Origin of the sequence: Ruegeria lacuscaerulensis (assembly GCF_013033355.1) — a bacterium.
Taxonomy (GTDB): Bacteria; Pseudomonadota; Alphaproteobacteria; order Rhodobacterales; family Rhodobacteraceae; genus Ruegeria; species Ruegeria lacuscaerulensis_A.
Genome location: NZ_WQDY01000007.1, coordinates 158167 through 181415 on the forward strand (window position 1 = coordinate 158167; position 23249 = coordinate 181415).

Consider the following 23249-nt stretch of genomic DNA (forward strand, 5'->3'; position numbering starts at 1 on the left):
TTAGGCGAAATAGTCCCGCAGGATGCGCGTGTAGATGGCCTTGAGCTGTTCGATCTGTGCCACCTCGACGCATTCATCCACCTGATGCATGGTGCGGCCCACAAGGCCGAATTCCACCACCGGGCAGTGGTTCTTCACAAATCGCGCGTCCGAGGTACCGCCCGTGGTCGACATCTCGGGCACCACACCGGTTTCCGCCTCAACCGCCTTGGCGACCAGGGCGGACAGAGGCCCCGGCGGGGTCAGAAAGCTCTCGCCCGAGATCTTGATGCGCAGGTCGATCTCAACCCCGAACTCATCGGCCACTGCAGCGGCCTCGGCCCGCAACCAATCGCTGAGGCTGGCCCCGGAATGCAGATCGTTGAACCGGATATTCACCGCCCCTGTAGATTGCGCGGGGATCACGTTGGTTGCCGAGTTGCCCGTGTCGATCGTCACCACGGCCAGTGTTGAGGCGTCGAAATGGTCTGTACCCTGATCCAGCTCGTGGCTGGCCAAACGATCCATCAGCCGCGCCATTGCGGGCATCGGGTTCTTGGCGCGGTGCGGATAGGCCGCGTGACCCTGTACCCCGGTCACGGTGAACCAGATGTTCATCGAGCCACGCCGCCCGATCTTCATCATCTCGCCCATTGTGTTGGGGCAGGTCGGCTCGCCCACCACACAGACCGACATCTTTTCCCCGGCGCTGTCCATATAGTCCAGCAGGGCGGTGGTGCCGTCCAGCGCATCGCCTTCCTCATCCCCGGTGATGGTCAGGATGACGGCCCCGTCGGGCGGCGTGTCGCGCACAAAATCAACGGCCGCTGCGGCAAAGGCCGCCACTCCGGATTTCATGTCCGTCGTGCCTCGACCAAACATCACGCCATCTTTCACCTCAGCCCCGAAAGGTGGCATGGTCCATGCAGCCTCATCCCCAACCGGCACGACGTCTGTATGGCCATTAAAACCAAAGCTGCGCGGATGCCCCTTCTCGCCCCAGCGTGCAAACAGATTGCAAATCCCGCCGCGATCGACACGGGTGCAGGCAAACCCCGCCTCCGCCAGCAGCTTTTCCAACAGAACAAGGGCGCCCCCTTCATCAGGTGTGACCGATGGGCAACGGATCAGGTCCGCTGTCAATTCTACCGCATCTGTCATTTCTTGCCCTTTCTCTGCACTGAACTGCATCTTCGCGCACAGATTCAACGAATTGGCGGGATTGCCAACCCCCGCACGGCACGCTTCACACGCTTTTTTGCAGTCTATCTCGCGATGTCATGTCAACAAAACATTGGCGTTTCCGTTGCGATTGCCTTGCCGCCCAATTCGAAATCGCGTTAGAGGGCCGCGAAACAGGTAAATTTCGATGACACGCGCTTTTATCGCTTGGATCTGCCTGACTTTCGCCGTTCTTGCACAGCAAAGCCAGGCTCAGACTTTGACGGTCACCACTGTGACCCGCCAACCGTTCTCGTATGTCGAGGACGGGGCAGAGACCGGATTCTCGATGGATCTTCTGGCTGCATTGGCACAATCGTTGGACTGGGACTACCAAATCAACCGGGTCGAGGGGTTCGGAGATATGCTGGTCGCAGTGCAGGACGGATCAGCAGATTTGGCCATCGCCAATATCTCGATCACGGCTGCGCGCGAAACCCAGATGGATTTCAGTCAACCGATTTTCGAGGCCGGGCTTCAGATCATGGTGCCGTCGGACGCGATGCGCCGCCCGTCACTGTTGCAGGCGTTGTTGTCGGTCGAGCTGTTCATCGCCATCGGGCTGGCCTTTGCCATCCTGCTGGGCGGAGGTATGCTGATGTGGGTGTTCGAGCGCCGCTCGCAACCCTATTTCGATCGCAAGCTGGACGAAGCGTGGTTTCCGTCCTTCTGGTGGGCGCTCAATCTGGTCGTGAATGGCGGGTTCGAGGAACGGATGCCGCGCACACCCTTTGGGCGCTTGCTGGGTGTTGTTTTGGTCGTATCATCCCTGTTCATCGTGTCTGTCTTTACCGCGCGGATCACCTCGGTGATGACGGTGGATGCGATCAGCGGTAACGTGAATTCGGTGAATGATCTGTACGGAAAACAGGTCGGAACGATCTCGAACTCGACTGCAGCCAGCTTCCTGAACCGGCGCGAGATCGAATTTACCGGATACGACAGTCTTGAACCCATGCTTGACGCATTCCGGGCCGAAGAACTGGACGCGATCGTCTTTGATGCGCCCATCCTGTCCTACTATGCATCGCACGAAGGACGCAGATTCGCGTCCATGACCGGCGGGGTGTTCCTGCGCGAAAACTACGGCATAGCCTTTCCCACTGGGTCGCCTCTGGTCGAGGATGTCAATCAGGCGCTGCTGGCGCTACGCGAAGATGGAACCTATGACGAAATCTACCGCAAATGGTTCGGGGCGCGGAACTAAGCTGGTTCCTCATCCCCGAAAAACGGTGTCATCTGGGCGACAATAACCGCGTTTTCGTCCAACGCGCGCTGCATCAGGGCGCGCTCATCCGGGTCGATGTCATGCCCCTGCGCCTCGCGTTCAGCCAGCGTGCCATAGCCGGTCACATCCAAAGGCGCTGTGTCAGCCTGTTTCAGGATGGCGACGGTTTCACGAACGGCCTCGGCTTCGTCCACGCCACTGGCAAAGCACATCAGCGCCGCACCGGTTGCACCTTCAGGCAAACCATCGCCTTCCTTGCGACCGATCTGCACAAGCAGGGTGTAAACTTGCTGACGAGAGGGTTTCTTTTGCTTTTCCATGCGCCCGGCCTTATCGCCGCGCCGCGTGTTGGTCAAGCGCGGGGCACTAACGCTCGGCCGTCGCCAGTTTGAGCGCCAGCGCCACGAAGATCACGCCCGAGATTCGGTTCAGCCACAGTTGAACGCCTGGCGACCCGCGCAACAGCCCGCCCAGAGTACCCGCGGCCAGCGCCACAGCACCGAATACCACGACCGTAGCCAGAAACATCAGAGCGCCCAACTGATAGAACTGCCCAATGATCGGCCCATTATTCGGGTCGACGAACTGCGGCAGAAACGCCAGCATGAAGATTGTCACCTTGGGATTGGCAATATTCATGATCAAACCGCGCAGAAACAACTTGCGCGTCGCGATACGGGGTGCATTTGCACTGTCCAGCCGGGTTTCGGTGGCCGTGAAGGCTTTCCACGCCAGATAGACCAGATACCCCGCCCCGGCATATTTCAACATGGCAAAGGCCGCCTGCGAGGTCTGAAACAGCACCGCAACCCCGAACGCTGCCGCAGTGGTGTGTATAATCAGCCCAGATGCCAAGCCAAGCGTCACAATCAGCCCTGACATCCGGCCATAAAGCGCCGATTGGGTCAGTACAAAAATATTGTCCGGCCCCGGCACCGCGGCCAAAGCGATGGCAACGCTCATGAACAAAATGACCACGTCAACGGGAATCATGAAAACCTCAAAAGGTGCGGGAAAGAGCCGGTCAATTCTTCAGACTGCAGGAGAAGGCCACATCCAAAAAACATGGCCTTTTCCCGCGAACGCTCGGGATCAGTCGCGCAGCAGCTCGTTGATCCCGGTTTTGGAACGGGTCTTTTCGTCTACCCGCTTCACAATGACGGCGCAGTAAAGGCTGACATTGTTTTTCGACGGCATCGAACCGGCCACAACCACCGAATAGGGCGGCACCTCGCCATACATGACTTCACCGGTTTCGCGGTCTACGATCTTGGTCGATTGGCCGATGAACACGCCCATCCCCAGAACCGACCCTTCGCGGACGATACAGCCCTCGACCACCTCGGACCGGGCGCCGATAAAGCAGTTGTCTTCGATGATGGTCGGCCCGGCCTGCATCGGCTCCAGCACGCCGCCAATGCCGACGCCACCCGACAGGTGAACGTTCTTGCCGATCTGCGCGCAGGATCCGACGGTGGCCCAGGTATCAACCATGGTGCCTTCGTCCACATAAGCGCCCAGGTTCACAAAAGACGGCATCAGCACCACGCCCGGCGCAACATAGGCCGATTTGCGCACCACGCAGTTTGGCACGGCGCGGAAGCCGGCGGCCTTCCACTGGTTCTCGCCCCAACCGGCGAACTTGCTGTCCACCTTGTCCCACCAGCCGCCATCTTGCGGGCCACCCGTTTGGATTTCCATGTCCTTGATGCGAAAACCCAGCAGAACCGCCTTTTTGGCCCACTGGTTTACGTGCCAATCGCCGCTGTCCAGCTTTTCGGCAACCCGCAGGGAACCGCTGTCCAGTGCATTCAGCGTATCTTCGATGGCTTCACGCTGTTCACCGGTGGTGGCGGGGGTCATTGTATCGCGTGCCTCCCAGGCGGCTTCGATGGCGGCTTCCAGTTGCGCGTTGGACATTTCGGGGCTCCCTGACGAATCTGTTCATGTTGGTGTTGCCTATACGCAAGCGCCAACCTTGGCGCAATGCGACGCAGGTGGGCGCGTTTGCGTCGGGCCGATCGCAATCAAAGGCTACAGTAGTTCAACGCGCGCGCCGGATGTGCCGGACCAGAAGCCCAACCGCCCCTGCGGTGTCTTTCTTTTGGATCGCCTGCATGATCGCCGCATGATCCGTATCCGCCCGCTGCACCCATTTTGGCCGCCAATGCGCGAACAGATGGCGCGCGCTGGCAATGTGCAAATCATCAATCGTCCGCAGCAGCCGGGGCAGCGCGCATGGTGCAAGAATGGCGCGGTGGAAAGCGCGGTTTTTGGCTTCCCACTCGGGCATCGTTTCAGCCGCATCGCAGGCCAACCGCGCCTGTTCTGCCCGGGTGACCGCGTTCATCGACATGTTCTGCACCGCGTATTGCAAGGCCAACGGTTCAAGGGCGACACGCATTTCGATCACTTCGCGCACTTCAACCGGATCCAGTGGCGTCACACGCATCCCGCGTCGGGGTTCGCTTTTGGCCAGCCCATGGGCTTGCAAACGCAGCAGAGCTTCGCGCACCGGGACATGGCTGGTATCAAAAGCCCGCGCGATGTGGTCCTGACGCAGCTTTTCCCCGGCGGTCAGTTCGCCGGTTATGATTTGCTGGCTCAGGCTGTCGTAGATGGTGTCGGCAATGGTCGCGCTCATGGATTATAGATAAAATCCGACCCCACAGATCACAAGCCGCATTCTCAGCCCATCAGCGGGTCGGGTGAGATATTGCCCCCGCACACCAGCACAGCCACTTTTTCCCCCGGCGCGGGCTTATACGCGCCAGAGGTCAACGCCGCCAAAGCCGCAGCACCTGCCGGTTCGACCAGAATCCGATGCGCTTGCCAAAGCCGCTTTTGCGCATCGGCAATGGCCGCGTCGCTGACCAGGACCGAGGTCATGCCCTGCGCCAGACCAAAACAGATCGACCCGATCCGCCGCGCGCCCAGCGCATTGGCCACAATACCCGAGACCGAGACATCGACCGGCTCCCCCGCCTGCAACGCGGCGTTCAATGCGCATGAGGTCTCGGGCTCGACCGCCACGACCTTGCGCGCACCCTGCAACCACGCCAGCGCACCGGCGATCAGCCCTCCGCCACCGACAGCGACCAGAACTGTGTCGGCTTGCAGGCCTTGCGCCTCCCATTCGGCGAAACACGTGCCTTGCCCGGCGACGGTGCCCGGCGCGTCATAGGCGTGGATCTGCATCGCGCCGGTCTGCGCTTCATGATCTTGCGCCGCCGTAAGCGCGTTCGCGTATTCGCCAGAGACCACACTCAGGTCCGCTCCCGTTTGTTCGATCAATGCGATTTTGGACGGACCCGCCAGTTTGGGTACGAAAATCTTGGCCGGATAGCCCAGCGTCTGCGCCGCATAGGCCGCCGCTGCCCCGTGATTGCCACCCGATGCGGCCACCACACCGGCCTCGGGGACATCCATGCTGAGCAACGTGTTAAACGCCCCGCGCGCCTTGAAACTGCCGGTGTGCTGCATCTGCTCCAGCTTCAACTCGACCGGATAGTCCAGCCCCAGCGCATGGCTTTCCATTACGGGTGTAACCTGTGCATATCCGGCGATCCGGTCTGCGGCCGCTGAAATTTCGTTCTTCCAATTCATTCTTGTACTTCCGTGACTGGCACTCTGCCCGCGAACCCTATAGCTGTTTTGGAAACACGCAAGCAGGGATCGATCACCTATGAGAGAAGACCGCCACAGCCCGTTTCGCGACGCGCAGACCGACCGCTCGACCGCGAGCGAGGTGCCGGATACGCCGCAGACGCGCTCCCCCGCCTATCGCCTTGCCTTTGCCGATGACGAGTTCCTGTGCCGCGATGAGCTGCGCCCGGTGCGCCTGCAGCTGGAACTGCTGAAGCCTGAGATGATCATGAGCGAACGTCAGATCACCTCGACCATCGTCATGTTCGGCGGTGCACGCATCCCGGAACCGTCGCAGAAACACACCGCCCGCACGAAAACGCTGGCTGATTTGTCGGAGTATTATGACGAGGCGCGCGAATTCGCCCGGCTGATGACCGAAAAGTCGAACCAGACTGGCTGCCGCGAGAACGTGATCGTCACCGGTGGCGGCCCTGGCGTGATGGAGGCTGGCAATCGCGGCGCGCAAGATGCAGGCGGTTGTTCCATCGGATTGAACATCGTGTTGCCGCACGAGCAGGCGCCGAATGAGTACGTGACGCCCGAGCTCAGCTTCAACTTCCACTATTTCGCCATCCGAAAGATGCACTTCCTGATGCGCGCCCGCGCCATCACCATCTTCCCCGGCGGCTTCGGCACGATGGATGAGCTGTTCGAGTCGCTGACCCTGATCCAGACCGGCCGGATGGACCGCGTGCCCTTCCTGCTGTTTGGCCGTGAATTCTGGGAGAAAGTCATCAACTGGGAAGCGCTGGCAGATGCGGGCACCATCTCGGACGAAGATCTGGACCTGTTCCGCTTTGTCGACACCGCGCAAGAGGCTGTCGACATCATCGAGAATTGGGAACCCGCCCCGCCCCGCGACGACATTCCGGGGCGCTGAGAGATGGCCCCCAAACCCGGAGAGATGCTGCACCTGCGCGGCAATGCCCTGAATGCAGGCGACCCTGTAGCGCTGCCTTTGACCCAAAGCAGCATGTACCACCTGCCAGGCGCGCCGGATGGCCTGCCGACCTATGGCCGCGTCGACAACCCCACATGGGTGCATCTGGAACATGTTCTGGCCCATCTGGAGGGCGCGCCTTGCCTCGTGTTCCCCTCGGGCATGGGGGCGATCTCGGCCGCTTTGTTTGCCGCCATCAAGGCCGGGTCGCGTATCCTGATCCCATCCGACGGCTACTACGTCACCCGCGTGCTGGCGGATCGATTTCTGTCGGGTCTGGGCGTGTCGGTCACCGAACGCCCCACGACCGCGTTTACCGAGGGCGGGTTTGACGGGTTCGACGTGGTCTTTGTCGAAAGCCCCTCGAACCCCGGCTTGGACATGATGGACCTGCCCGCGATTGCACAAGCAGTACGCGCAAGCGGAGGGATCACGATTGCCGACAACACCACCATGACCCCGCTGGGCCAGCGCCCGCTGGATCTGGGCGTGGATGTGGTTGTGGCCTCAGACACTAAGGCGATGGGCGGGCATTCCGACCTGCTGATGGGCCACGTGAGCAGCCGCAATCCGCAGATCATGGAGCGGGTCGAGGAATGGCGCAAAGTCTCGGGCGCGATCCCCGGCCCGCATGAGGCTTGGCTGCTGCATCGCGGATTGGAAACGCTGGATGTGCGGTTCGACCGGATGTGTGCCTCGGCGCAGGTACTGGCAGAACGGCTGGCGGATCACCCCGCGGTAAAGGCCATCCGCTATCCCGGTCTGCCCTCTGACCCCGCGCACGCGCTGGCCAAAGCGCAGACCGCGCGGTTCGGGTTTCTGCTGTCGATCACGCTGGACAGTGAAGACAAAGCCGAAACCTTCATCAACGCCTGCCCGATGCTGCGTCCTGCCACATCCTTTGGCGGGGTCCACAGTTCGGCTGAACGCCGCGCGCGCTGGGGCGACGATGTGGACCCAGCCTTCATCCGCCTTTCGGTCGGATGTGAACCGGTCGAGGAGTTGTGGCAGGCGGTAAACGCCAGCCTTAACGTGCTGTGATTACTTCTTGGGCTCGCGCAACTCAGTGAACACATAGATCGGCAGCACGATGCTGGCGATCAACGCCCCCAGCCAGACCAGCAGGGTTGAGGCCAGCAGGTTGGAAATCCCGCCTACAGTAAGGCCGTTTGTGATCAGATCGGTCAGCAACAAGCCCACAAACGTCACGATCAGCGCGATGCCACCCTTGATCGCAGGCGCGCGCTTTGCCCCCAGTTTCAGGATCAGCGGCTCGGCGATCCATTGAATAAGCGTGAAAACGATCACCACCACAATGAACGAGATCGGTCGGATCGCGAACTCGGGCAGTAGGATCGCCGCCAGCAGCAGCCCGATGGCGTTCCCGGCCAGCAGGGCCAGAATGGATTTCAATCGGCGCGTCATGGGGCCTCCGGTCAATCTATAAAAACATGCGTATGTTAGCAGACCTATAGGGATTTGCGAGCGGTTTCAAAAGCCTCTTCCTTTTGGGTCGTTGAAAACGCATGATAAAACCACCCTGTTCCTCCGAGCCGCGAGAGGTGAGATGAGCGACGATCCCTATTCCGCCCTTGGCGTCACCAAAGACGCCAGCGATGCCGAGATCAAAAAAGCCTATCGGCGCATCGCCAAAGACTGCCACCCCGACCTAAAGCCCGGCGATGCCGAGGCCGAGGCCAAGTTCAAAGCCGCAGCCGCCGCTTATGACCTGCTGAAAGACCCCGAAAAGCGCGCGCAGTTTGATCGGGGCGAGATTGACGCTTCGGGTCAGGAACGCGCCCAGCAGCAATACTATCGCGACTATGCCGAGGCCGCCGGAAACCCCTATCGCGGGCGTCAGACAGATCCGGATGACATGTCGGACATCTTCGCCGAGTTCATGCGCGGGCGTGGCGGCTATGGCCAGCGCAGCCAAGGCTTCCACGCGCCGGGGCATAACCGCAGCTACAGCCTGCAGATCAGCTTTCTAGATGCTGTGTTTGGCGCCAGCCAGAAACTGACATTGCCTGACGGCGACCGGATCGAGGTTAAGATCCCGGCAGGCATTACAGACGGCCAAACCATCCGACTTCGCGGCAAGGGGGATCCCGGGTTTGGCGACGGGCCTGCAGGTGATGCCCTGGTCACCGTGACAGTCGCACCTCATCCGGTGTTTGAACGTCAGGGTGATGACATCCACATTACCCTGCCCATCACCATTGACGAGGCTGTTCTGGGCGGCAAAATCCCCGCGCCAACTATTGACGGCGGCGTCAACGTCAGCGTGCCGCCTGGCACCAGCAGCGGCAAAACCTTGCGGTTGCGGGGCAAAGGGGTCAAAAAACGGGGTTCGGCCGACCGGGGCGACCAACTGATCGAATTGACCGTCGCCATGCCCGACCAGATCGACGATGACCTAAGGGCTTTCATGGAAAATTGGCGCGACACGCACAGCTATGATCCTCGCAAAGGAATGCCGTCATGAACCGCACCTTGACCGAATCCGAAGTGATCGCATCCGTGACCCGCCTGACCTCGGCCCGGTTGACCGAGTATCTGGCCGCCGAAATCGTGATCCCTGAGAACACTGAACAAGGGCTGGTCTACCACAGCCTCGACGTGGCCCGGCTGGAGTTGGCCTGTGAATTGCATGAACAATACGACATGGAGACCGACGCGCTGTCGATGATGATCTCACTTATCGACCAGATGCACGGTTTGCGCGCCGAACTGCGTGAGGTGCTGAGCGCCGTCGAAGCGCAGCCGGAACCAGTCAGGCAAAACCTGATCGATGTGATCGGAATCGCCCGGTTCGGGTCAAAGTAAGGTTCAGTTCTGCACCAAATATTCTTCGGGTACGTAAAAAGTATAATCCCGATCAGCCACAGCCTCGTGGCAATCGTGGCAATAGGCTACGGCGCTTGCGCGATCTCCCATCGTGTCACCGAACACCGACCCGTCCGGCATCACCATGATGTACCGCCAATCCGCCGTATCGGGGCTAACGCCTTCGGCCAGCTTTTCCATTACGAACAATGCGCCGGGATGCGTATTGCCGGTATCCGTGACGGTCATGCTGTCCTTCGCCAACACAGACCCCATGGGCAGTTTTTCGCCCTCAGTCAGAGTGCCATAGTTGTGTGCCATCCGGTTTGCATAGCTGTTCACGAACCGCCGGCCATGTGTCTCAGAGATGTAAGGCGCATCATTGAACAGCGGCCAGCTTTGGTAGTTTCTGATGATTTCCATTTGCGCGGAGGCATATCCCCGCGCCATGCGCTTTTGCAGCGAGCTATAGATGCCGGACGCTTCTTCCTTGGACAGTTCAGCAGGATTTTCGATGGCAAGATGTGCGCTTTCACTCTCGGACTGGGCTGCAGCAGAAACTGCAACCAAACAGCCGACACATAGCCCCGGAAATATGCCGGGGATTCGTCGTATCAATTCCAATAGCATTCTATGGCCCAACCGGTAATTCGTTTCACAGGAACGCAGCACGTCATGTGAGTGGCAAGTGGATAGCGGCCACGCTTAATCTTGCCAAAATGGGTAAAGCTTGCGCTTGGTCAGGCGCTGGTATGTCAGTGCTTCAACCACTCAGGCCATACAAACATACCAAATTCCGCATACAATAGACAGCGGATGGCGCATTAAATCTGTTCAAATATCGCTGAAATATTGCGCTTACTGCCTGTCCAACCCCGCTTCGGCTGCGATTTGCTTGCGAGATTTGCGCGCGCGTTCCGTCGCTGACTTCAGCTGGCCGCAGGCCGCCATAATGTCCTCGCCCCGAGTCTTGCGGATGGGTGAAGCATAACCCGCCTGATAGATGATATTCGCAAAAGCCCGGATTCGGTTGTTCGAGCTGCGCTTGTACGGCGCGCCGGGCCATTCGTTGAACGGGATCAGGTTGATCTTGGCCGGGATCTTGTGGCGCTTGATATGGTCGATCAACCGGTGCGCGTCAGCGTCGCTGTCATTCACACCATCCAGCATCACGTATTCAAACGTGATTCGTTCAGAATTCGAGACTTTAGGATAGCTGGCCAGCGCCTGAAGCAGTTCCTCAATGTTCCAACGCTTGTTGATGGGGACCAGCACATCGCGGGTCTGATCCGTTGTCGCATGGAAAGAGATTGCCAGCAGACAGCCGATTTCCTCAGCGGTGCGGGCGATTTCAGGGACAACGCCCGACGTGGACAGTGTAATCCGGCGGCGCGACAGAGAAATCCCTTCGGGGTCCATGGCTATCTTCATCGCATCGCGGACGTTTTCAAAGTTATAGAGCGGCTCGCCCATACCCATCAGAACGATGTTCGACAGCAAACGGGTTTCATCCTTGGGCGCACCGGGGGTGGGCCATTCGTCCAGATCATCGCGCGCCATCATCACCTGACCAACGATTTCCGCCGCTGTCAGGTTGCGCACCAGTTTCTGCGTACCCGTGTGGCAGAAGGAACAGGTCAGCGTACACCCCACCTGCGAGGAAATACACAGCGTGCCGCGGTCATCCTCGGGGATATAGACCACCTCGACCTCATGCCCGCCGGCGATGCGGCACAGGTATTTTCGGGTGCCGTCCTCGGACACTTGCCGCGTCACGACCTCGGGGATTTCGATGACGAAATTCTCGGCCAGTTGGGCACGATAGGCTTTGGCAAGGTTCGTCATATCCGCAAAGTCGCGCTTGCCCCATTGATAGATCCACTGCCAGATCTGACCGGTGCGCATCTTGGCCTGCTTTTCCGGCGTGCCATGTTCGATCAAAGCCGCACGCATCTGGTCGCGGGTCAAGCCGACAAGGTTCACCTTTCCCTCGGGCAGTTTGCGAGGGAGGGTCAGGACGTCTTGAGTGATCGGCGCTTTGGGCGACATGGGGCTATCTCGGCAGATTCTGGCTTGGGATGCGCCTCTATATAGGACCTAGCGCAAAGATCAAAAGAAATCGTCGCGTTTAATTCGCGTAGCGCAGCAATTCGTCCACACGTGCCCGGCCCAACTCTACCCGACAGGCGGTAATGCCAATGCCGGTACCTGACCCACCGCCGAACGACGCGCCAACAGCCTCGCATTGGGCATCGCGGTAAGCCAGCCACGCGGTCTGAGCGCTGTCCAACGCGGGCACTGCCACAACACGTCCGGTAACATCATCCAGTTCTTTGGCCGACTGCATGGCGATGCCGTAACTTGCATCTATCGCCTGATTGACGCGGTCCTCCATCGCGCCCACGCATGCGCCGATCTCTACCTGAGACCCAGCATCCAGACATTCTAGTGCTGGATCGGCACTGGCAGCGGAGGACAGAAACAAAATCAAAAATGCAAAGCGCATCAGGCAGCTCCCTTTTGGTTGCCCAATACTAGCACAGGCCCGGGTTCATCCCAAAGCTACGAAGCCCCAGGCACGACGACATGGCCGTGCCACGATGGGACCCGCATGCGTCAAATGCCCGGTGGCAGGATATTGCAATCCGTTGCGTCCAGCGTTTGAACCGGATCATCCGGCCCGCATTGCTCGCCCGTGACCGGATATGTATCGGCCTCTTTCTCGCAGGCACTCAGGGTAAGGGCGGCCATCATCAAGACGGTGGTGAGTGATTTCGTTGGCATTTCGGGCTCCTTCACTAGTTCAGAGCCTTATACATGCAGATATTTGCATTCATTTCTTTGACCGGAATCAAGTTCTGAATACGGGTGCCGCCTCCAGAACGCTGCACAATGCCTTGTCACAAAGCAAAAACCCCGCCGAACTGGCGGGGCAGCGGTCAGGCAAATGCCCAGTTTAGCTAGTGCAGCGCTTTTCCGCGTCTTCAATCGCCGCAGTGAACCCCAGCAATGAGAACGTGTCCTTGGTCTGTGTGCCACGCTCAGAGCGCGCAGTCAGTACAGCCTCGGTCCCGCGTTTCATCGCGGCAACAACCTTCAGATCTTCGCCTTCGGTCGCAGGCCAAGCCCATTCGCCTTCGGTGATCAGCTCGAACTTGGTGCCATCGACATCAAGACTCACGGTTGACCCTGCCGCGAAAGGATAGCCACCCGTAAAGGTAACCTGACCTTTAACCTCGGCGTTGGGGCGGTAGAACACGAACAGCAAAATATCACTGCGGCGCACCGAGACTACGCGACCGCCACGGGTATTCACTGTCTCTTTAGGTGCAGAAACGCTCCAGCACTCGGTTGGGTCGTCTTCGACGAAAACGCTCCAATCGGTTTTGGCAGCCACCCTGTTGGTGCTTGTTGCCTGTTGAGCGGTTGCAGTTGTGGCCAGCCCCGCCACGCAAAGGCCCGCGATCACGCGGACAAGCTTTGATCCCATCGTCCAGCCTCCTAGCTCGACTATTACCTCATACCCACCATCGTCGCGTGCGAACCCTGCCTGGTTCGTCTGTAAGTTGCGTCTTCTGGTGTTTGCCGACATACACACTGTAACGCAGGTTTCGCCACAGGCGAAAGGGCGATTGGCAGAATTTTGCGCATGTTTAGGAGGGTTCGCATGACACAAGCCGTACCAATGACAGAACTGTGGCGTGGACCCCTGTTGGAAAGCCTACATCTTGGGCATGCGGTGATCTGCGACGATACCGGCCAGATCGTTCAAAGTTGGGGGGACCCGAACGCTGTGATCTATCCGCGATCCTCGGCCAAGATGATTCAGGGGCTGCCGCTGATCACCTCGGGTGCTGCGGCAAAATACGGGCTGAATTCGGAACACTTGGCGCTGGCCTGCGCCTCGCATAGCGGTGCACATATCCACACGGATCGCGTCTCGGCCTGGTTGGACCATCTGGGTCTGGCGGAACCCGATCTTCGCTGCGGCCCGCAAGAGCCACAGGACATGGCTGCGCGCGACGGGTTAATTTTGGCCGACGACACGCCCTGTCAGATTCACAACAACTGCTCAGGCAAGCATTGCGGGTTTCTGACCGTTGCTCAGCATATGGGCGCCGGACCGGAATATCTGGAAATCGACCACCCCGTACAACAAGCCTGCCTGTCCGCGCTGGAGGAAACAACCGGCGAGACCAGCCCTGCCTATGGGATTGACGGCTGCTCGGCCCCGAACTTTGCGACCTCGCTGGCGGGGCTGGCGCGTTCGATGGCGTGGTTTGCCAGCGCCTCGGATCGGTCAGATCGGGCCAGCGACGCGGCGCAACAGCTGACGGCCGCAATGATGAAACACCCCGAGCTGGTCGCCGGTGAAACCCGAGCCTGCACCGAACTGATGCGCGCCATGGGTGGTCGCGTTGCCATCAAAACCGGTGCCGAGGCCGTGTTCGTCGCGATCCTACCGGATAAGCGCATGGGCGTGGCACTGAAAATCACCGACGGCGCCACCCGCGCCAGCGAATGTGCCATTGCCGCGATTCTGGTCAGCTTGGGCGTGCTGGAGGCCGACCATCCAGCCACCCGCAAATTTCTGAACGCCGCGCAATACAGCCGTCGCGGGCTGGAATGCGGCGTGATCAAACCCGCACCGGGGTTCCCCAGCTAAAGGCTACATCTCAATCTCGTGAATCTCGGCCACTTCGACCGAACCGGATCCGTTCACAACCATCGGGCAGCCCTTGGCCATCTCGGTCGCAGCATCCATGCTGTCGGCTTTGACAACTGTGAAACCCGAGGCCGGATTGGCGCCGCCATTGTCGACAACACCGCTGCTGCTGACGGTGTAAGACTGGCCAACCGGGTTTCCGGGGATATCCAGTGCTTCGCCCATTCCGCCAAACCACGCGCCCCAGGCGGCCATGGTCGCTTCGATTTCAGCGGGGTCGGTCGGGGTATGACCGCCGTGATAAACAAATAGAAACTGTGGCATTTATTTCCTCCCTGATGAAATCCTATGTCAGCTGTGCCGCTAGCTTGTTCAGCGTCGACGTCCAGCCTTTGCTGTGGTTCGCTGCGATTTCGTCATCGCCCAGCTCGCGGTGGTCGATGATCAACTTTGCACCCTCTTCTGCTGCCTCGACCACCAACATCACATGGCTTTCGGCTCCGCGCTGGTCCTGATCGTCATGCCAGCCCCATGTGAACGCAACTGATTTGGGCGGATCGACATGCGTCACGTGACCCGAAACCTTGAACCGCTGCCCTTCGCCATTTTGCATCACCGAATACCACGGCCCCGTGCGAGAGAAATCCAGGTTGTGCTCGGGCACATGCATCCCTTCGGGTCCCCACCACTGCAGAAGCTTGTCGGGGGTACTAATCCACGCATACAGATCGTCCGGTGCAAGCGGGTAAGCGCGCTCCAGTTTCAAATCGGCCATGAGGTCTCCTTTTCGATTGCATCACCCAGGCGGTCCAGGCTGCTTTCCCAGAATTGACGTTTCGAGATGGTCCATTCCGCAATCGCCCGCAGCCCCTCGGCGCGGATCGAATACATCCGCTGGCTGCCCTGCACGCGCTGATTTATCAGCCCCGCCTCCCGCAGCAGTTTCAAATGGCGCGAGATCGCAGCGCCGGACATACCGCGTCCTTCAATCAGGTCTCCGGCGGGCAATTCGCCATCCTGCATAAGCTGCTCGACGATGGAAAACCGTGTAGCGTCAGACAACGCGGAAAATGTGGTCAGAAGGGTGTTCATGACCACTATTTAACATTTTTGTTAAATAAAAGAAAGCCGCGTTGTGCTATCCGACCGCAAACTCAGATCGTGCATAGCCTTGCAGGAACAACAAAGCCGTGAGATTTCCATGGTTTACCCGCACCTCACACTGTTCCGCGACCGAAGTTTTCGCGTGCAGCGCCACGCCGGTGCCGGCCCGTCCCAGCATCCCCAGATCATTCGCACCATCACCCACGGCGATCACATCCGATTCGGACAGGCCCAACCGCGCAGTGATCTGTTCCAGCGCATCCACCTTGGCTTGACGTCCCAGAATAGGCCGCCCGACCTCCCCGGTCAGCTTGCCGCCCTCGGCCAGCAGCGTGTTGGCGCGGTTCTCATCAAAACCCAATTCGGCCCCGACCTTGGCCGTAAACGCCGTGAACCCGCCCGAGACCAATGCGGCATAACCACCATTGGCCCGCATCGCACCGACCAGCTCCCTACCGCCGGGCATCAGGGTAATACGCTCGGCCAGCACCTTGTCGATCACGGCCTCGTCCAAACCTTTCAGCAACCCGACACGCTCGGTCAGAGCGCCCTCGAAATCCAGCTCGCCGTTCATGGCGCGTGCGGTGATATCCTTGACGCGTTCGCCAACGCCCGCCTCATCGGCCAGTTCGTCGATGCATTCTTGCTGAATCATGGTGCTGTCCATATCGGCCAGCAGCATCTTTTTGCGGCGACCGTCGGCGGGTTGGACCACCAGATCGACACCCATGTTCTGCAAATCAGCCCACACGTCCCACTGATTATCCGGCAGGCCCGCCAGAGAAAACTCTGCGGCCTCATCCGGGCTCAACCACTTCACATCGCCGCCGCCCCAGGCATTACGCAAGGAATCGACCAACGCCTGATCAAACGTGTTCTTCTCGGGGTTGGTCAAAAGGGTGGCAACGTACATCTTCAATCTCCGGCAAGCTCACCTGCGGGATATCGCAGGTGCAGCATTTTCACCAGAGGACAGATGCGCCCTAGCCCAGAATACCCGGCAACCGCAGCCCATGCGCACGGGCGCAATCCTTCGCCGCCTCATACCCGGCATCCGCATGACGCCACACGCCCGAGGCCGGATCGTTCCACAACACCCGCTCGAGCCGCCGCGCGGCGTCCTCGGTCCCGTCAGCGCAGATCACCACACCCGCGTGCTGACTGAAGCCCATGCCAACGCCGCCGCCATGATGCAGCGACACCCATGTCGCCCCGCTGGCCGTATTGATCAACGCATTCAGCAAAGGCCAGTCACTGACCGCATCCGAGCCATCCGGCATCGCCTCGGTCTCGCGGTTCGGGCTGGCGACCGAGCCGCTGTCCAAGTGATCCCGCCCGATCACAACTGGGGCCTTCAACTCACCATTGGCCACCATCTCATTGAAGGCCAGCCCAGCACGATGCCGATCCCCAAGCCCGATCCAGCAGATGCGCGCGGGCAAACCCTGAAACGCGATGCGGTCCTGCGCCATATCGAGCCAGCGGTGCAGGTGCTCGTTCTCGGGGAACAGCTCTTTCATCTTGGCGTCGGTCTTGTAGATATCTTCGGGGTCGCCAGACAGGGCGCACCAGCGGAACGGGCCGATCCCTTTGCAGAACAGCGGACGGATATAAGCAGGGACAAAACCGGGGAAGGCAAAGGCGTTTTCCAGCCCCTCATCCTGCGCCACCTGGCGGATGTTGTTGCCGTAATCCAGTGTCGGGACGCCTGCATTCCAGAAATCAACCATGGCCGCGACATGCTGTTTCATAGACGCACGTGCGGCTTTTTCCACCGACTTAGGCTCTGTTTCGCGCTTTTCCCGCCACTGTGCCATGGACCAGCCGATAGGCAGGTATCCATTGATCGGGTCATGGGCGCTGGTCTGATCGGTAACGATATCGGGGCGCATGCCCCCCTCGGCCATGCGACGGTAGATCTCGGGGAAAACCTCGGCGGCATTGCCCAGCAGACCGACGGATTTCGCCTCACCGGCTTTGGTCCAGCGGTCGATCATCTCAAGCGCTTCGTCCAGCGTCTCGGCCTTTTCATCCAGGTATTTGGTGCGCAGGCGGAAGTCGATGCTGTCGGGGTTGCATTCCACCGCCAGACAACAAGCCCCGGCAAAGACGGCCGCCAGAGGCTGCGCGCCGCCCATACCACCCAAGCCGCCGGTCAGAATCCACTTGCCGGTCAGGTCGCCGCCATAGTGCTGACGCCCGGCCTCGGCAAAGGTCTCATAGGTTCCCTGAACGATGCCCTGCGTGCCGATATAGATCCACGAGCCGGCCGTCATCTGGCCGTACATCATCAGGCCCTTCTTATCGAGCTCGTTGAAGTGATCCCAGTTGGCCCAATGCGGCACGATGTTGGAATTGGCGATCAGAACGCGCGGTGCATCCTTGTGGGTGCGGATGATGGCCACGGGCTTGCCAGACTGGACAATCAGAGTCTCGTCCTCTTCTAGATCCTTCAAACCCTCAACAATTGTGTCGAAATCCTGCCATGTACGTGCGGCGCGACCAATCCCGCCATAAACCACCAACTCATGCGGATTCTCGGCCACGTCCGGGTGCAGGTTGTTCATCAGCATCCGCAAAGGCGCTTCGGTCATCCAGCTTTTGGCGTTCAGCTCTGGCCCAGTCGGCGGATAGATATCTCGCGTGTTCTTGCGGGGATCGTTCATGGCGTAAGCTCCAATACTGTGTCTTGGATGGCATCCAGAATATCGCGCAACCACGGGCGCAGACGGTCGGCCTTCGCAGTGTCATAGCGCCACGGCGCGCGCTCGGCGGTTAAGTACGCGGACTGCGCAATCTCCATTTGAATGGCGTGTACACATTCGCTCGGTCGACCGTAGTGCCGAGTGGTCCACCCGCCGCGAAAACGTCCGTTCAAAACGGTGCTATACGGCGACGAATCCGCAAATTCGTGCGCAATAGCCTCGATTTCCGGCGCGCAGGTCGTTCCGCCGTCTGTTCCAATGTTCAAGTCTGGCAGTACACCCTCAAACAGGAACGGAATGCGACTGCGGATCGAATGGCAATCAAACAAGACCGCCACGCCATGTTTAGCCCTGACGCGATCCAGCTCTGCTGCAAGCGCCACGTGGTACGGCGCGTGGTATGCACTGCACCTTTTCTGGGCCTCATCGGCTGAGGGCACCTGACCGGCTTGCCAGATCGGCTGACCGTCAAAGTCCGTCTCGGGCACGAGCGTTGTCGTATTCTGCCCAGGATAAAGCGAGGCACCTTCGGGATCGCGATTTGCATCAACGACATAGCGGTGGATATGAGATTGCACCACGGTCGCACCCGGCAATAGCCCGTCATAGAGCCTGTTTATGTGCCAATCCGTATCTGTCAGCGCAGCGCCCGCTGCGTTCAATCGCCCAGCTACTTCGCCTGGAACAAACGTCCCGCAGTGAGGTTGGCCCAGCACAACCGGACCGTCACCTTGTTGGACACTAACGACCTGCATCAGCGCAACTCTGGCATCGGGTTGCCAGCCGCCTTCACAATGTCACCGCGCGCTACCAGTGCTTTCGCGGCCTCAAGGTCTGGCGCCATATAGCGATCCTGATCCAATGTAGGCACCTCGCGGCGTAGTCGGTTGATGACTTGCTGCAGCGGGGCGCTGGTCGCCAACGGCGCGCGAAACTCGACGCCCTGCGCGGCGCACAACAATTCTACCCCAAGGATGTAGGTCAGGTTTTCGACCATCCGTCCCAACCGCCGCGCCCCATGCGCAGCCATCGAAACGTGATCTTCCTGATTTGCAGAGGTCGGCGTGCTGTCGGTGACGCATGGGTTGGCGAGATGCTTGTTCTCGCTCATCAATGCGGCGGTGGTGACTTCGGCGATCATAAGGCCCGAGTTCAAGCCCGGATCGGGTGTCAGGAAGGGTGGCAGATCAAAGCTCAGCGCAGGGTCCACCATAAGGGCGATCCTGCGTTGCGCGATCGCGCCGATCTCGGACAGCGCCAACGCGATCATGTCAGCGGCAAATCCAACGGGTTCAGCGTGGAAATTCCCACCAGAGACTATCGCATCTTCAAGAACCAATGGGTTGTCAGTCGCGGCATTTGCCTCGATTTCCAAAGTCGCAGCGGCCTGACGTATGACGTCCATCGCCGCCCCCGTGACCTGTGGCTGGCATCTGATGCAATAGGGATCCTGCACGCGACTGTCTCCCTCGCGATGACTTTCGCGAATCTCTGACCCGGCCAGCACAGCGCGCATGGCGCTAGCGGCTTCGGTCTGGCCGCGATGTCCGCGCAGGGTGTGGATTTCGGGCCGCAAAGGGGCCGTAGATCCCATGATCGCATCAGTGGATAAGGCCGAAATGACGAGCGCAGTTTGCGCTGCTTGCCAGGCTTCGAACATGCCCGCCAAAGCGTAGGCTGTCGAAAACTGAGTGCCGTTGATCAAGGCCAACCCTTCTTTTGGGCCCAGCGCAACAGGTTCTAACCCTGCCGCTTTCAACGCGTCACGCCCCGGCATCATCTTGCCGTTCCAGTCGGCCTCACCCTCGCCAATCAGGACTGCCGCCATATGGGCCAAGGGTGCCAGATCGCCAGACGCGCCGACCGACCCCTGCGCCGGAACGACCGGGATAACACTGTGTGCCAGCATGTCTTGCAACAGCGCAATCAGTTGCCATCGAACGCCCGACGCGCCGCGGCCGAAGGACAGCAGTTTCAGCGACATCATAAGCCGAACGATACGGCGCGGGACAGACGGCCCAACACCGCAACAATGGCTGAGGATCAGGTTGCGCTGCAAAACCGCAGTATCCTTGGGGGCGATCTTGTGGCTGGCCAGCTTCCCGAATCCGGTGTTGACGCCATAGACGGCCACGTCGCCCTCGGCGGCGTGCTGAACGCGCTGTGATGCGCGCTGCACGACGGTTTCGCAAGCAGGGTCCAGTCGCACAGATGGCTGGCTCCAGTAGATCTCGGCCAATTCCGCAAGGGTTACGCTTCCGGGTGTTACGGTGAGGTGCGCCATCACTTCCCTCCGAAGATTCGCTGGTGGAGGGGATTGAACCCGATCCGATACGCCAGTTCAGCCGGGTGCCGCACATCCCAGACAGCCAGATCCGCCCGTTTGCCCACAATGATTTCGCCCGTGTCCTGTAAGCCCAGCGCACGCGCCGCATTCCGGGTCACACCAGCCAGCGCCTCTTCGGGCGTCAGGCGGAACATGGTGCACCCCATATTCATCGTCAGCAACAAAGAAGTCAGCGGAGACGACCCCGGATTGCAATCTGTCGCCAATGCCATCGGCATGGATTTGTCTCGCAGTCTGTTCACGGGCGGAACCTGAGTTTCGCGTAGCGTGTAAAACGCGCCCGGCAAAAGCACGGCAACCGTGCCCGCCTCCGCCATGGCCGCGATACCGTCCTCATCCAGATACTCCAAATGATCAGCCGACAGGGCTCCGTAACTGGCAGCCAATCTGGCCCCGCCAAGATTGGACAGTTGTTCAGCATGCAGCTTGACCGGCAGACCAAGAGATTGCGCCTCATCAAAGACAAGCGCCATCTGGGCGGGGGTGAAGGCAATACCCTCACAGAAACCGTCAACCGCATCCACGAGCCCTTCGGCGTGGGCTGCGTGCAGGGTCGGGATGCAAACCTCGGTCAAATAGTCTTTAGGGCGGGACTTGTACTCGGGCGGAACAGCATGCGCGCCCAGAAAGGTGGTTTTCACGCGCATCGGACGCAGTTTTTCTATTTTTCGTGCAACCCGAAGCATTTTTAGCTCGGTTTCTACGTCCAACCCGTATCCCGATTTCACCTCGACACAGCTGACACCTTCAGAAACCAAAGCATCGGCACGGGTCAAAGCGTCGGACAACAGGGCCTCTTCGGATGCTTCGCGGGTGGCGCTGACGGTCGACAGAATGCCCCCTCCGGCGCGCGCGATCTGTTCATACGATGCACCGTTCAACCGCATCTCGAATTCAGCCGCCCTGTTGCCCCCGAACACCAGATGCGTATGCGCGTCGATCAAGGCCGGGGTCACCAGCCTTTCACCATAATCCGTGGCCTCCCAACCCGAGAATCGCTCGGGCAACTCATTTTTCGATCCGACCCAGACAATTCGACCACCCTCGATCGCGATCGCTGAGTCCACGCACAAACCGTAGGGCTCCCGGTCGCACTCCATCGTTGCAACATTTCCCGCAAAAATGACCATATTTGTCATCATCGAAGCTCTTTTCGGTTTCCGTGGTTGTTTATTTTTAAGTATACTTATAAAAATTTAAAGTCTACACAAATTGGATATGCCATGACGATCCACGCGAAGACAGCCTTGTTGGGAACGGGATGGGCTAAGAACATACGAGTCCACGTTCGGAATCGCCGGATATCCGGACTTGAAACCGGCGCGGCAGTCTCTGGGGATACCTGCGTCGACCTTTTGCTGCCGGCGCCGGGAAACCTGCATAGCCATGCGTTTCAACGCGCCATGGCCGGCATGACCGAAACCCGAGCGGCAGGGCGTGAAAGCTTTTGGACCTGGCGCACCTTGATGTATCGATTTCTCGACAGGCTGACGCCCGATCAAATCCAGGCCATAGCTGCGCTGACGTATGTGGAGATGCAAGAGGCCGGCTTTGCCGCAGTTGGTGAGTTCCACTATGTCCATCACCAGCCCGGCGGGCAGCCCTATGACACGCTGTCCGAACTGAGCCAACGAATCTTTGCCGCAGCGGATCAAACCGGGATCGGCTTGACACACCTGCCGGTCCTTTATTCCTACGGGGGCGTACAGCAACAGGCTTTAGAGGGCGGGCAGTTGCGATTTGGGAACAGCTTGGACCGCTATTGTGACTTGACCGAAGAGTGCCGCACGATCCTGCCGCATGCAGACAGCAAGATCGGTGTTGCGCCTCATTCGCTGAGGGCGACCTCGCCCGGTGACCTGAAACAGCTAATGCAACTGGACCCAACTGGCCCGGTCCACATCCACATCGCTGAACAGGTACAAGAGGTTACCGATGTCGAGGCCGCATTAGGCCAACGCCCTGTGGCTTGGCTGTTGAACAACATGGATGTCGACCAAAGATGGTGTCTGATCCACGCCACCCACATGACCGATGCCGAAACCCGCATGCTGGCGCGATCCGGGGCTGTAGCAGGGCTGTGTCCGATAACCGAGGCGAACCTTGGCGACGGTATTTTCAACGGCTCCGCCTTTATCAACGAAGGGGGTCGGTTTGGTGTTGGTTCCGACTCTAACATCAGAATTTCACTGCCCGCAGAACTGCGAACGTTGGAGTATTCGCAACGCTTGCGCGACCGCGAACGCGCTGTTCTGGTTCGCGGAGAAGGGTCCGTGGGCCATGCGCTTTATACAGGCGCCACCAGCGGAGCAGCGCAGGCGTTGGATCGGGATTCTGGTTCGATAGCCATTGGTAAGTTGGCCGATCTTGTGGCCTTCGATCGCTCCCATCCGTCCTTATGGCCGCTGACGGATGATCAGGTACTGGACGGGCTGTGTTTTGCGGGCCCCGATGGGTTGGTAACGGATCTTTGGTCCGCCGGGCGGCACATGGTGCGCGAAGGCCGCCATGTCGCACGCGACCGCATTGTAGATACCTACCGCGCTGCGATTGCCGAGCTGCTGACTGACGTCTAAAACGAATCC

Annotated in this window: 27 protein-coding genes; 7 read left to right on the plus strand and 20 right to left on the minus strand. The window is 59.6% G+C overall.

What is annotated here, in order from left to right; all coding sequences use genetic code 11:
• On the minus strand, positions 1-1140 hold the full coding sequence (gene dapE, locus GOW48_RS13850; protein WP_170754645.1) for a succinyl-diaminopimelate desuccinylase: 1140 nt from the start codon (positions 1138-1140) through the stop codon (positions 1-3).
• A 208-nt stretch (positions 1141-1348) separates the two neighbouring features.
• Between dapE and GOW48_RS13855 the strand changes: the two genes are divergently transcribed.
• Positions 1349-2407 (plus strand): transporter substrate-binding domain-containing protein, encoded by a 1059-nt coding sequence (locus GOW48_RS13855; RefSeq protein ID WP_170754647.1) that lies wholly within the window; start codon positions 1349-1351, stop codon positions 2405-2407.
• On the opposite strand, the gene GOW48_RS13860 is transcribed toward GOW48_RS13855, so the two are convergent.
• From GOW48_RS13860 to GOW48_RS13880, 5 genes are all read right to left on the minus strand, one after another.
• Positions 2404-2748 carry a hypothetical protein gene (locus tag GOW48_RS13860; RefSeq protein WP_058272663.1) on the minus strand — a complete coding sequence of 115 codons (345 nt, stop codon included), beginning with the start codon at positions 2746-2748 and terminating at the stop codon, positions 2404-2406. The genes GOW48_RS13855 and GOW48_RS13860 overlap by 4 nt on opposite strands.
• A 46-nt stretch (positions 2749-2794) precedes the next feature.
• Positions 2795-3421 carry a LysE family translocator gene (locus tag GOW48_RS13865; protein ID WP_170754649.1) on the minus strand — a complete coding sequence of 209 codons (627 nt, stop codon included), beginning with the start codon at positions 3419-3421 and terminating at the stop codon, positions 2795-2797.
• Positions 3422-3520: 99 nt separating this feature from the next.
• On the minus strand, positions 3521-4348 hold the full coding sequence (dapD, locus tag GOW48_RS13870) for a 2,3,4,5-tetrahydropyridine-2,6-dicarboxylate N-succinyltransferase (RefSeq protein WP_170754651.1): 828 nt from the start codon (positions 4346-4348) through the stop codon (positions 3521-3523).
• 124 nt (positions 4349-4472) lie between these two features.
• Positions 4473-5072: a GntR family transcriptional regulator gene (locus tag GOW48_RS13875; protein WP_170754653.1), complete on the minus strand. Its 600-nt coding sequence runs from the start codon at positions 5070-5072 to the stop codon at positions 4473-4475.
• 44 nt (positions 5073-5116) lie between these two features.
• Positions 5117-6034 (minus strand): threonine/serine dehydratase, encoded by a 918-nt coding sequence (locus tag GOW48_RS13880; protein WP_170754655.1) that lies wholly within the window; start codon positions 6032-6034, stop codon positions 5117-5119.
• Positions 6035-6113: 79 nt separating this feature from the next.
• On the opposite strand from GOW48_RS13880, the gene GOW48_RS13885 reads away from it, so the two are divergent.
• Together GOW48_RS13885 and GOW48_RS13890 are read left to right on the plus strand one after the other, a co-directional pair.
• On the plus strand, positions 6114-6956 hold the full coding sequence (locus GOW48_RS13885) for an LOG family protein (protein ID WP_170754657.1): 843 nt from the start codon (positions 6114-6116) through the stop codon (positions 6954-6956).
• A gap of 3 nt (positions 6957-6959) precedes the next feature.
• Positions 6960-8057 (plus strand): cystathionine gamma-lyase, encoded by a 1098-nt coding sequence (locus GOW48_RS13890; RefSeq protein WP_170754659.1) that lies wholly within the window; start codon positions 6960-6962, stop codon positions 8055-8057.
• Here GOW48_RS13890 and GOW48_RS13895 read toward each other — a convergent pair whose 3' ends face one another.
• Positions 8058-8441, minus strand: a complete 384-nt coding sequence (locus GOW48_RS13895) for a hypothetical protein (protein ID WP_170355445.1) — start codon at positions 8439-8441, stop codon at positions 8058-8060.
• Positions 8442-8583: 142 nt separating this feature from the next.
• Between GOW48_RS13895 and GOW48_RS13900 the strand changes: the two genes are divergently transcribed.
• Positions 8584-9501: a DnaJ C-terminal domain-containing protein gene (locus GOW48_RS13900; RefSeq protein WP_170355446.1), complete on the plus strand. Its 918-nt coding sequence runs from the start codon at positions 8584-8586 to the stop codon at positions 9499-9501.
• On the plus strand, positions 9498-9842 hold the full coding sequence (locus tag GOW48_RS13905; RefSeq protein WP_170754661.1) for a hypothetical protein: 345 nt from the start codon (positions 9498-9500) through the stop codon (positions 9840-9842). Before GOW48_RS13900 ends, GOW48_RS13905 begins: the two co-directional genes overlap by 4 nt.
• Before the next feature lie 3 nt (positions 9843-9845).
• On the opposite strand, the gene GOW48_RS13910 is transcribed toward GOW48_RS13905, so the two are convergent.
• From GOW48_RS13910 to GOW48_RS13930, 5 genes are all read right to left on the minus strand, one after another.
• Positions 9846-10472, minus strand: a complete 627-nt coding sequence (locus tag GOW48_RS13910) for a cytochrome P460 family protein (protein ID WP_170754663.1) — start codon at positions 10470-10472, stop codon at positions 9846-9848.
• Positions 10473-10700: 228 nt separating this feature from the next.
• Positions 10701-11891, minus strand: coding sequence for a dual-specificity RNA methyltransferase RlmN (gene rlmN / locus GOW48_RS13915; RefSeq protein WP_170754665.1), 1191 nt, complete (start codon positions 11889-11891; stop codon positions 10701-10703).
• 79 nt (positions 11892-11970) lie between these two features.
• A complete protein-coding gene (locus tag GOW48_RS13920) occupies positions 11971-12348 on the minus strand; it encodes a lysozyme inhibitor LprI family protein (RefSeq protein WP_170754667.1) in 378 nt (125 codons plus the stop codon).
• Between the two features lie 110 nt (positions 12349-12458).
• Entirely contained in the window at positions 12459-12626 is a 168-nt protein-coding gene (locus GOW48_RS13925) for a hypothetical protein (protein ID WP_170754669.1), read from the minus strand.
• A 172-nt stretch (positions 12627-12798) separates the two neighbouring features.
• A complete protein-coding gene (locus GOW48_RS13930; RefSeq protein ID WP_170754671.1) occupies positions 12799-13332 on the minus strand; it encodes an invasion associated locus B family protein in 534 nt (177 codons plus the stop codon).
• A gap of 177 nt (positions 13333-13509) precedes the next feature.
• Here GOW48_RS13930 and GOW48_RS13935 point away from each other — a divergent pair, with 177 nt between their 5' ends.
• The gene (locus tag GOW48_RS13935) at positions 13510-14508 is read left to right on the plus strand and encodes an asparaginase (protein ID WP_170754673.1); all 999 of its coding nucleotides are present in this window, start codon (positions 13510-13512) and stop codon (positions 14506-14508) included.
• 3 nt (positions 14509-14511) lie between these two features.
• On the opposite strand, the gene GOW48_RS13940 is transcribed toward GOW48_RS13935, so the two are convergent.
• The 8 genes from GOW48_RS13940 to hutI form a co-directional block, all read right to left on the minus strand.
• Entirely contained in the window at positions 14512-14832 is a 321-nt protein-coding gene (locus GOW48_RS13940; protein WP_170355453.1) for a YciI family protein, read from the minus strand.
• A gap of 22 nt (positions 14833-14854) precedes the next feature.
• Positions 14855-15283, minus strand: coding sequence for an SRPBCC family protein (locus GOW48_RS13945; RefSeq protein WP_170754675.1), 429 nt, complete (start codon positions 15281-15283; stop codon positions 14855-14857).
• Positions 15271-15600 (minus strand): ArsR/SmtB family transcription factor, encoded by a 330-nt coding sequence (locus GOW48_RS13950; RefSeq protein ID WP_170754677.1) that lies wholly within the window; start codon positions 15598-15600, stop codon positions 15271-15273. The genes GOW48_RS13945 and GOW48_RS13950 overlap by 13 nt, the downstream gene beginning before the upstream one ends.
• A gap of 46 nt (positions 15601-15646) precedes the next feature.
• The gene (gene serB / locus GOW48_RS13955) at positions 15647-16525 is read right to left on the minus strand and encodes a phosphoserine phosphatase SerB (RefSeq protein WP_170754679.1); all 879 of its coding nucleotides are present in this window, start codon (positions 16523-16525) and stop codon (positions 15647-15649) included.
• A 70-nt stretch (positions 16526-16595) separates the two neighbouring features.
• Positions 16596-18278, minus strand: a complete 1683-nt coding sequence (hutU, locus tag GOW48_RS13960; RefSeq protein ID WP_170754681.1) for a urocanate hydratase — start codon at positions 18276-18278, stop codon at positions 16596-16598.
• Positions 18275-19072, minus strand: coding sequence for an N-formylglutamate deformylase (gene hutG, locus GOW48_RS13965; protein WP_170754683.1), 798 nt, complete (start codon positions 19070-19072; stop codon positions 18275-18277). The genes hutU and hutG overlap by 4 nt, the downstream gene beginning before the upstream one ends.
• Positions 19072-20601, minus strand: coding sequence for a histidine ammonia-lyase (hutH, locus tag GOW48_RS13970; protein ID WP_170754685.1), 1530 nt, complete (start codon positions 20599-20601; stop codon positions 19072-19074). Before hutH ends, hutG begins: the two co-directional genes overlap by 1 nt.
• Complete coding sequence (hutI, locus tag GOW48_RS13975; protein ID WP_170754686.1) at positions 20601-21806, minus strand: imidazolonepropionase; 1206 nt, start codon at positions 21804-21806, stop codon at positions 20601-20603. The genes hutH and hutI overlap by 1 nt, the downstream gene beginning before the upstream one ends.
• Before the next feature lie 81 nt (positions 21807-21887).
• Between hutI and GOW48_RS13980 the strand changes: the two genes are divergently transcribed.
• The gene (locus GOW48_RS13980) at positions 21888-23240 is read left to right on the plus strand and encodes a formimidoylglutamate deiminase (RefSeq protein WP_170754688.1); all 1353 of its coding nucleotides are present in this window, start codon (positions 21888-21890) and stop codon (positions 23238-23240) included.
• Positions 23241-23249: the final 9 nt, after the last annotated feature.

Coding starts and splice junctions, on each gene's coding strand:
- GOW48_RS13890 (WP_170754659.1), top strand. CDS start 6,960: ATGGCCCCCAAACCCGGAGAGATGCTGCACCTGCGCGGCAATGCCCTG.
- GOW48_RS13885 (WP_170754657.1), top strand. CDS start 6,114: ATGAGAGAAGACCGCCACAGCCCGTTTCGCGACGCGCAGACCGACCGC.
- hutU (WP_170754681.1), bottom strand. CDS start 18,278: ATGAACGATCCCCGCAAGAACACGCGAGATATCTATCCGCCGACTGGG.
- GOW48_RS13875 (WP_170754653.1), bottom strand. CDS start 5,072: ATGAGCGCGACCATTGCCGACACCATCTACGACAGCCTGAGCCAGCAA.
- GOW48_RS13935 (WP_170754673.1), top strand. CDS start 13,510: ATGACACAAGCCGTACCAATGACAGAACTGTGGCGTGGACCCCTGTTG.
- dapD (WP_170754651.1), bottom strand. CDS start 4,348: ATGTCCAACGCGCAACTGGAAGCCGCCATCGAAGCCGCCTGGGAGGCA.
- serB (WP_170754679.1), bottom strand. CDS start 16,525: ATGTACGTTGCCACCCTTTTGACCAACCCCGAGAAGAACACGTTTGAT.
- GOW48_RS13910 (WP_170754663.1), bottom strand. CDS start 10,472: ATGCTATTGGAATTGATACGACGAATCCCCGGCATATTTCCGGGGCTA.
- GOW48_RS13905 (WP_170754661.1), top strand. CDS start 9,498: ATGAACCGCACCTTGACCGAATCCGAAGTGATCGCATCCGTGACCCGC.
- GOW48_RS13940 (WP_170355453.1), bottom strand. CDS start 14,832: ATGCCACAGTTTCTATTTGTTTATCACGGCGGTCATACCCCGACCGAC.
- GOW48_RS13855 (WP_170754647.1), top strand. CDS start 1,349: ATGACACGCGCTTTTATCGCTTGGATCTGCCTGACTTTCGCCGTTCTT.
- GOW48_RS13900 (WP_170355446.1), top strand. CDS start 8,584: ATGAGCGACGATCCCTATTCCGCCCTTGGCGTCACCAAAGACGCCAGC.
- GOW48_RS13930 (WP_170754671.1), bottom strand. CDS start 13,332: ATGGGATCAAAGCTTGTCCGCGTGATCGCGGGCCTTTGCGTGGCGGGG.
- GOW48_RS13920 (WP_170754667.1), bottom strand. CDS start 12,348: ATGCGCTTTGCATTTTTGATTTTGTTTCTGTCCTCCGCTGCCAGTGCC.
- GOW48_RS13945 (WP_170754675.1), bottom strand. CDS start 15,283: ATGGCCGATTTGAAACTGGAGCGCGCTTACCCGCTTGCACCGGACGAT.
- rlmN (WP_170754665.1), bottom strand. CDS start 11,891: ATGTCGCCCAAAGCGCCGATCACTCAAGACGTCCTGACCCTCCCTCGC.
- GOW48_RS13950 (WP_170754677.1), bottom strand. CDS start 15,600: ATGAACACCCTTCTGACCACATTTTCCGCGTTGTCTGACGCTACACGG.
- GOW48_RS13895 (WP_170355445.1), bottom strand. CDS start 8,441: ATGACGCGCCGATTGAAATCCATTCTGGCCCTGCTGGCCGGGAACGCC.
- hutI (WP_170754686.1), bottom strand. CDS start 21,806: ATGATGACAAATATGGTCATTTTTGCGGGAAATGTTGCAACGATGGAG.
- GOW48_RS13880 (WP_170754655.1), bottom strand. CDS start 6,034: ATGAATTGGAAGAACGAAATTTCAGCGGCCGCAGACCGGATCGCCGGA.
- dapE (WP_170754645.1), bottom strand. CDS start 1,140: ATGACAGATGCGGTAGAATTGACAGCGGACCTGATCCGTTGCCCATCG.
- GOW48_RS13980 (WP_170754688.1), top strand. CDS start 21,888: ATGACGATCCACGCGAAGACAGCCTTGTTGGGAACGGGATGGGCTAAG.
- GOW48_RS13925 (WP_170754669.1), bottom strand. CDS start 12,626: ATGCCAACGAAATCACTCACCACCGTCTTGATGATGGCCGCCCTTACC.
- hutH (WP_170754685.1), bottom strand. CDS start 20,601: ATGGCGCACCTCACCGTAACACCCGGAAGCGTAACCCTTGCGGAATTG.
- hutG (WP_170754683.1), bottom strand. CDS start 19,072: ATGCAGGTCGTTAGTGTCCAACAAGGTGACGGTCCGGTTGTGCTGGGC.
- GOW48_RS13860 (WP_058272663.1), bottom strand. CDS start 2,748: ATGGAAAAGCAAAAGAAACCCTCTCGTCAGCAAGTTTACACCCTGCTT.
- GOW48_RS13865 (WP_170754649.1), bottom strand. CDS start 3,421: ATGATTCCCGTTGACGTGGTCATTTTGTTCATGAGCGTTGCCATCGCT.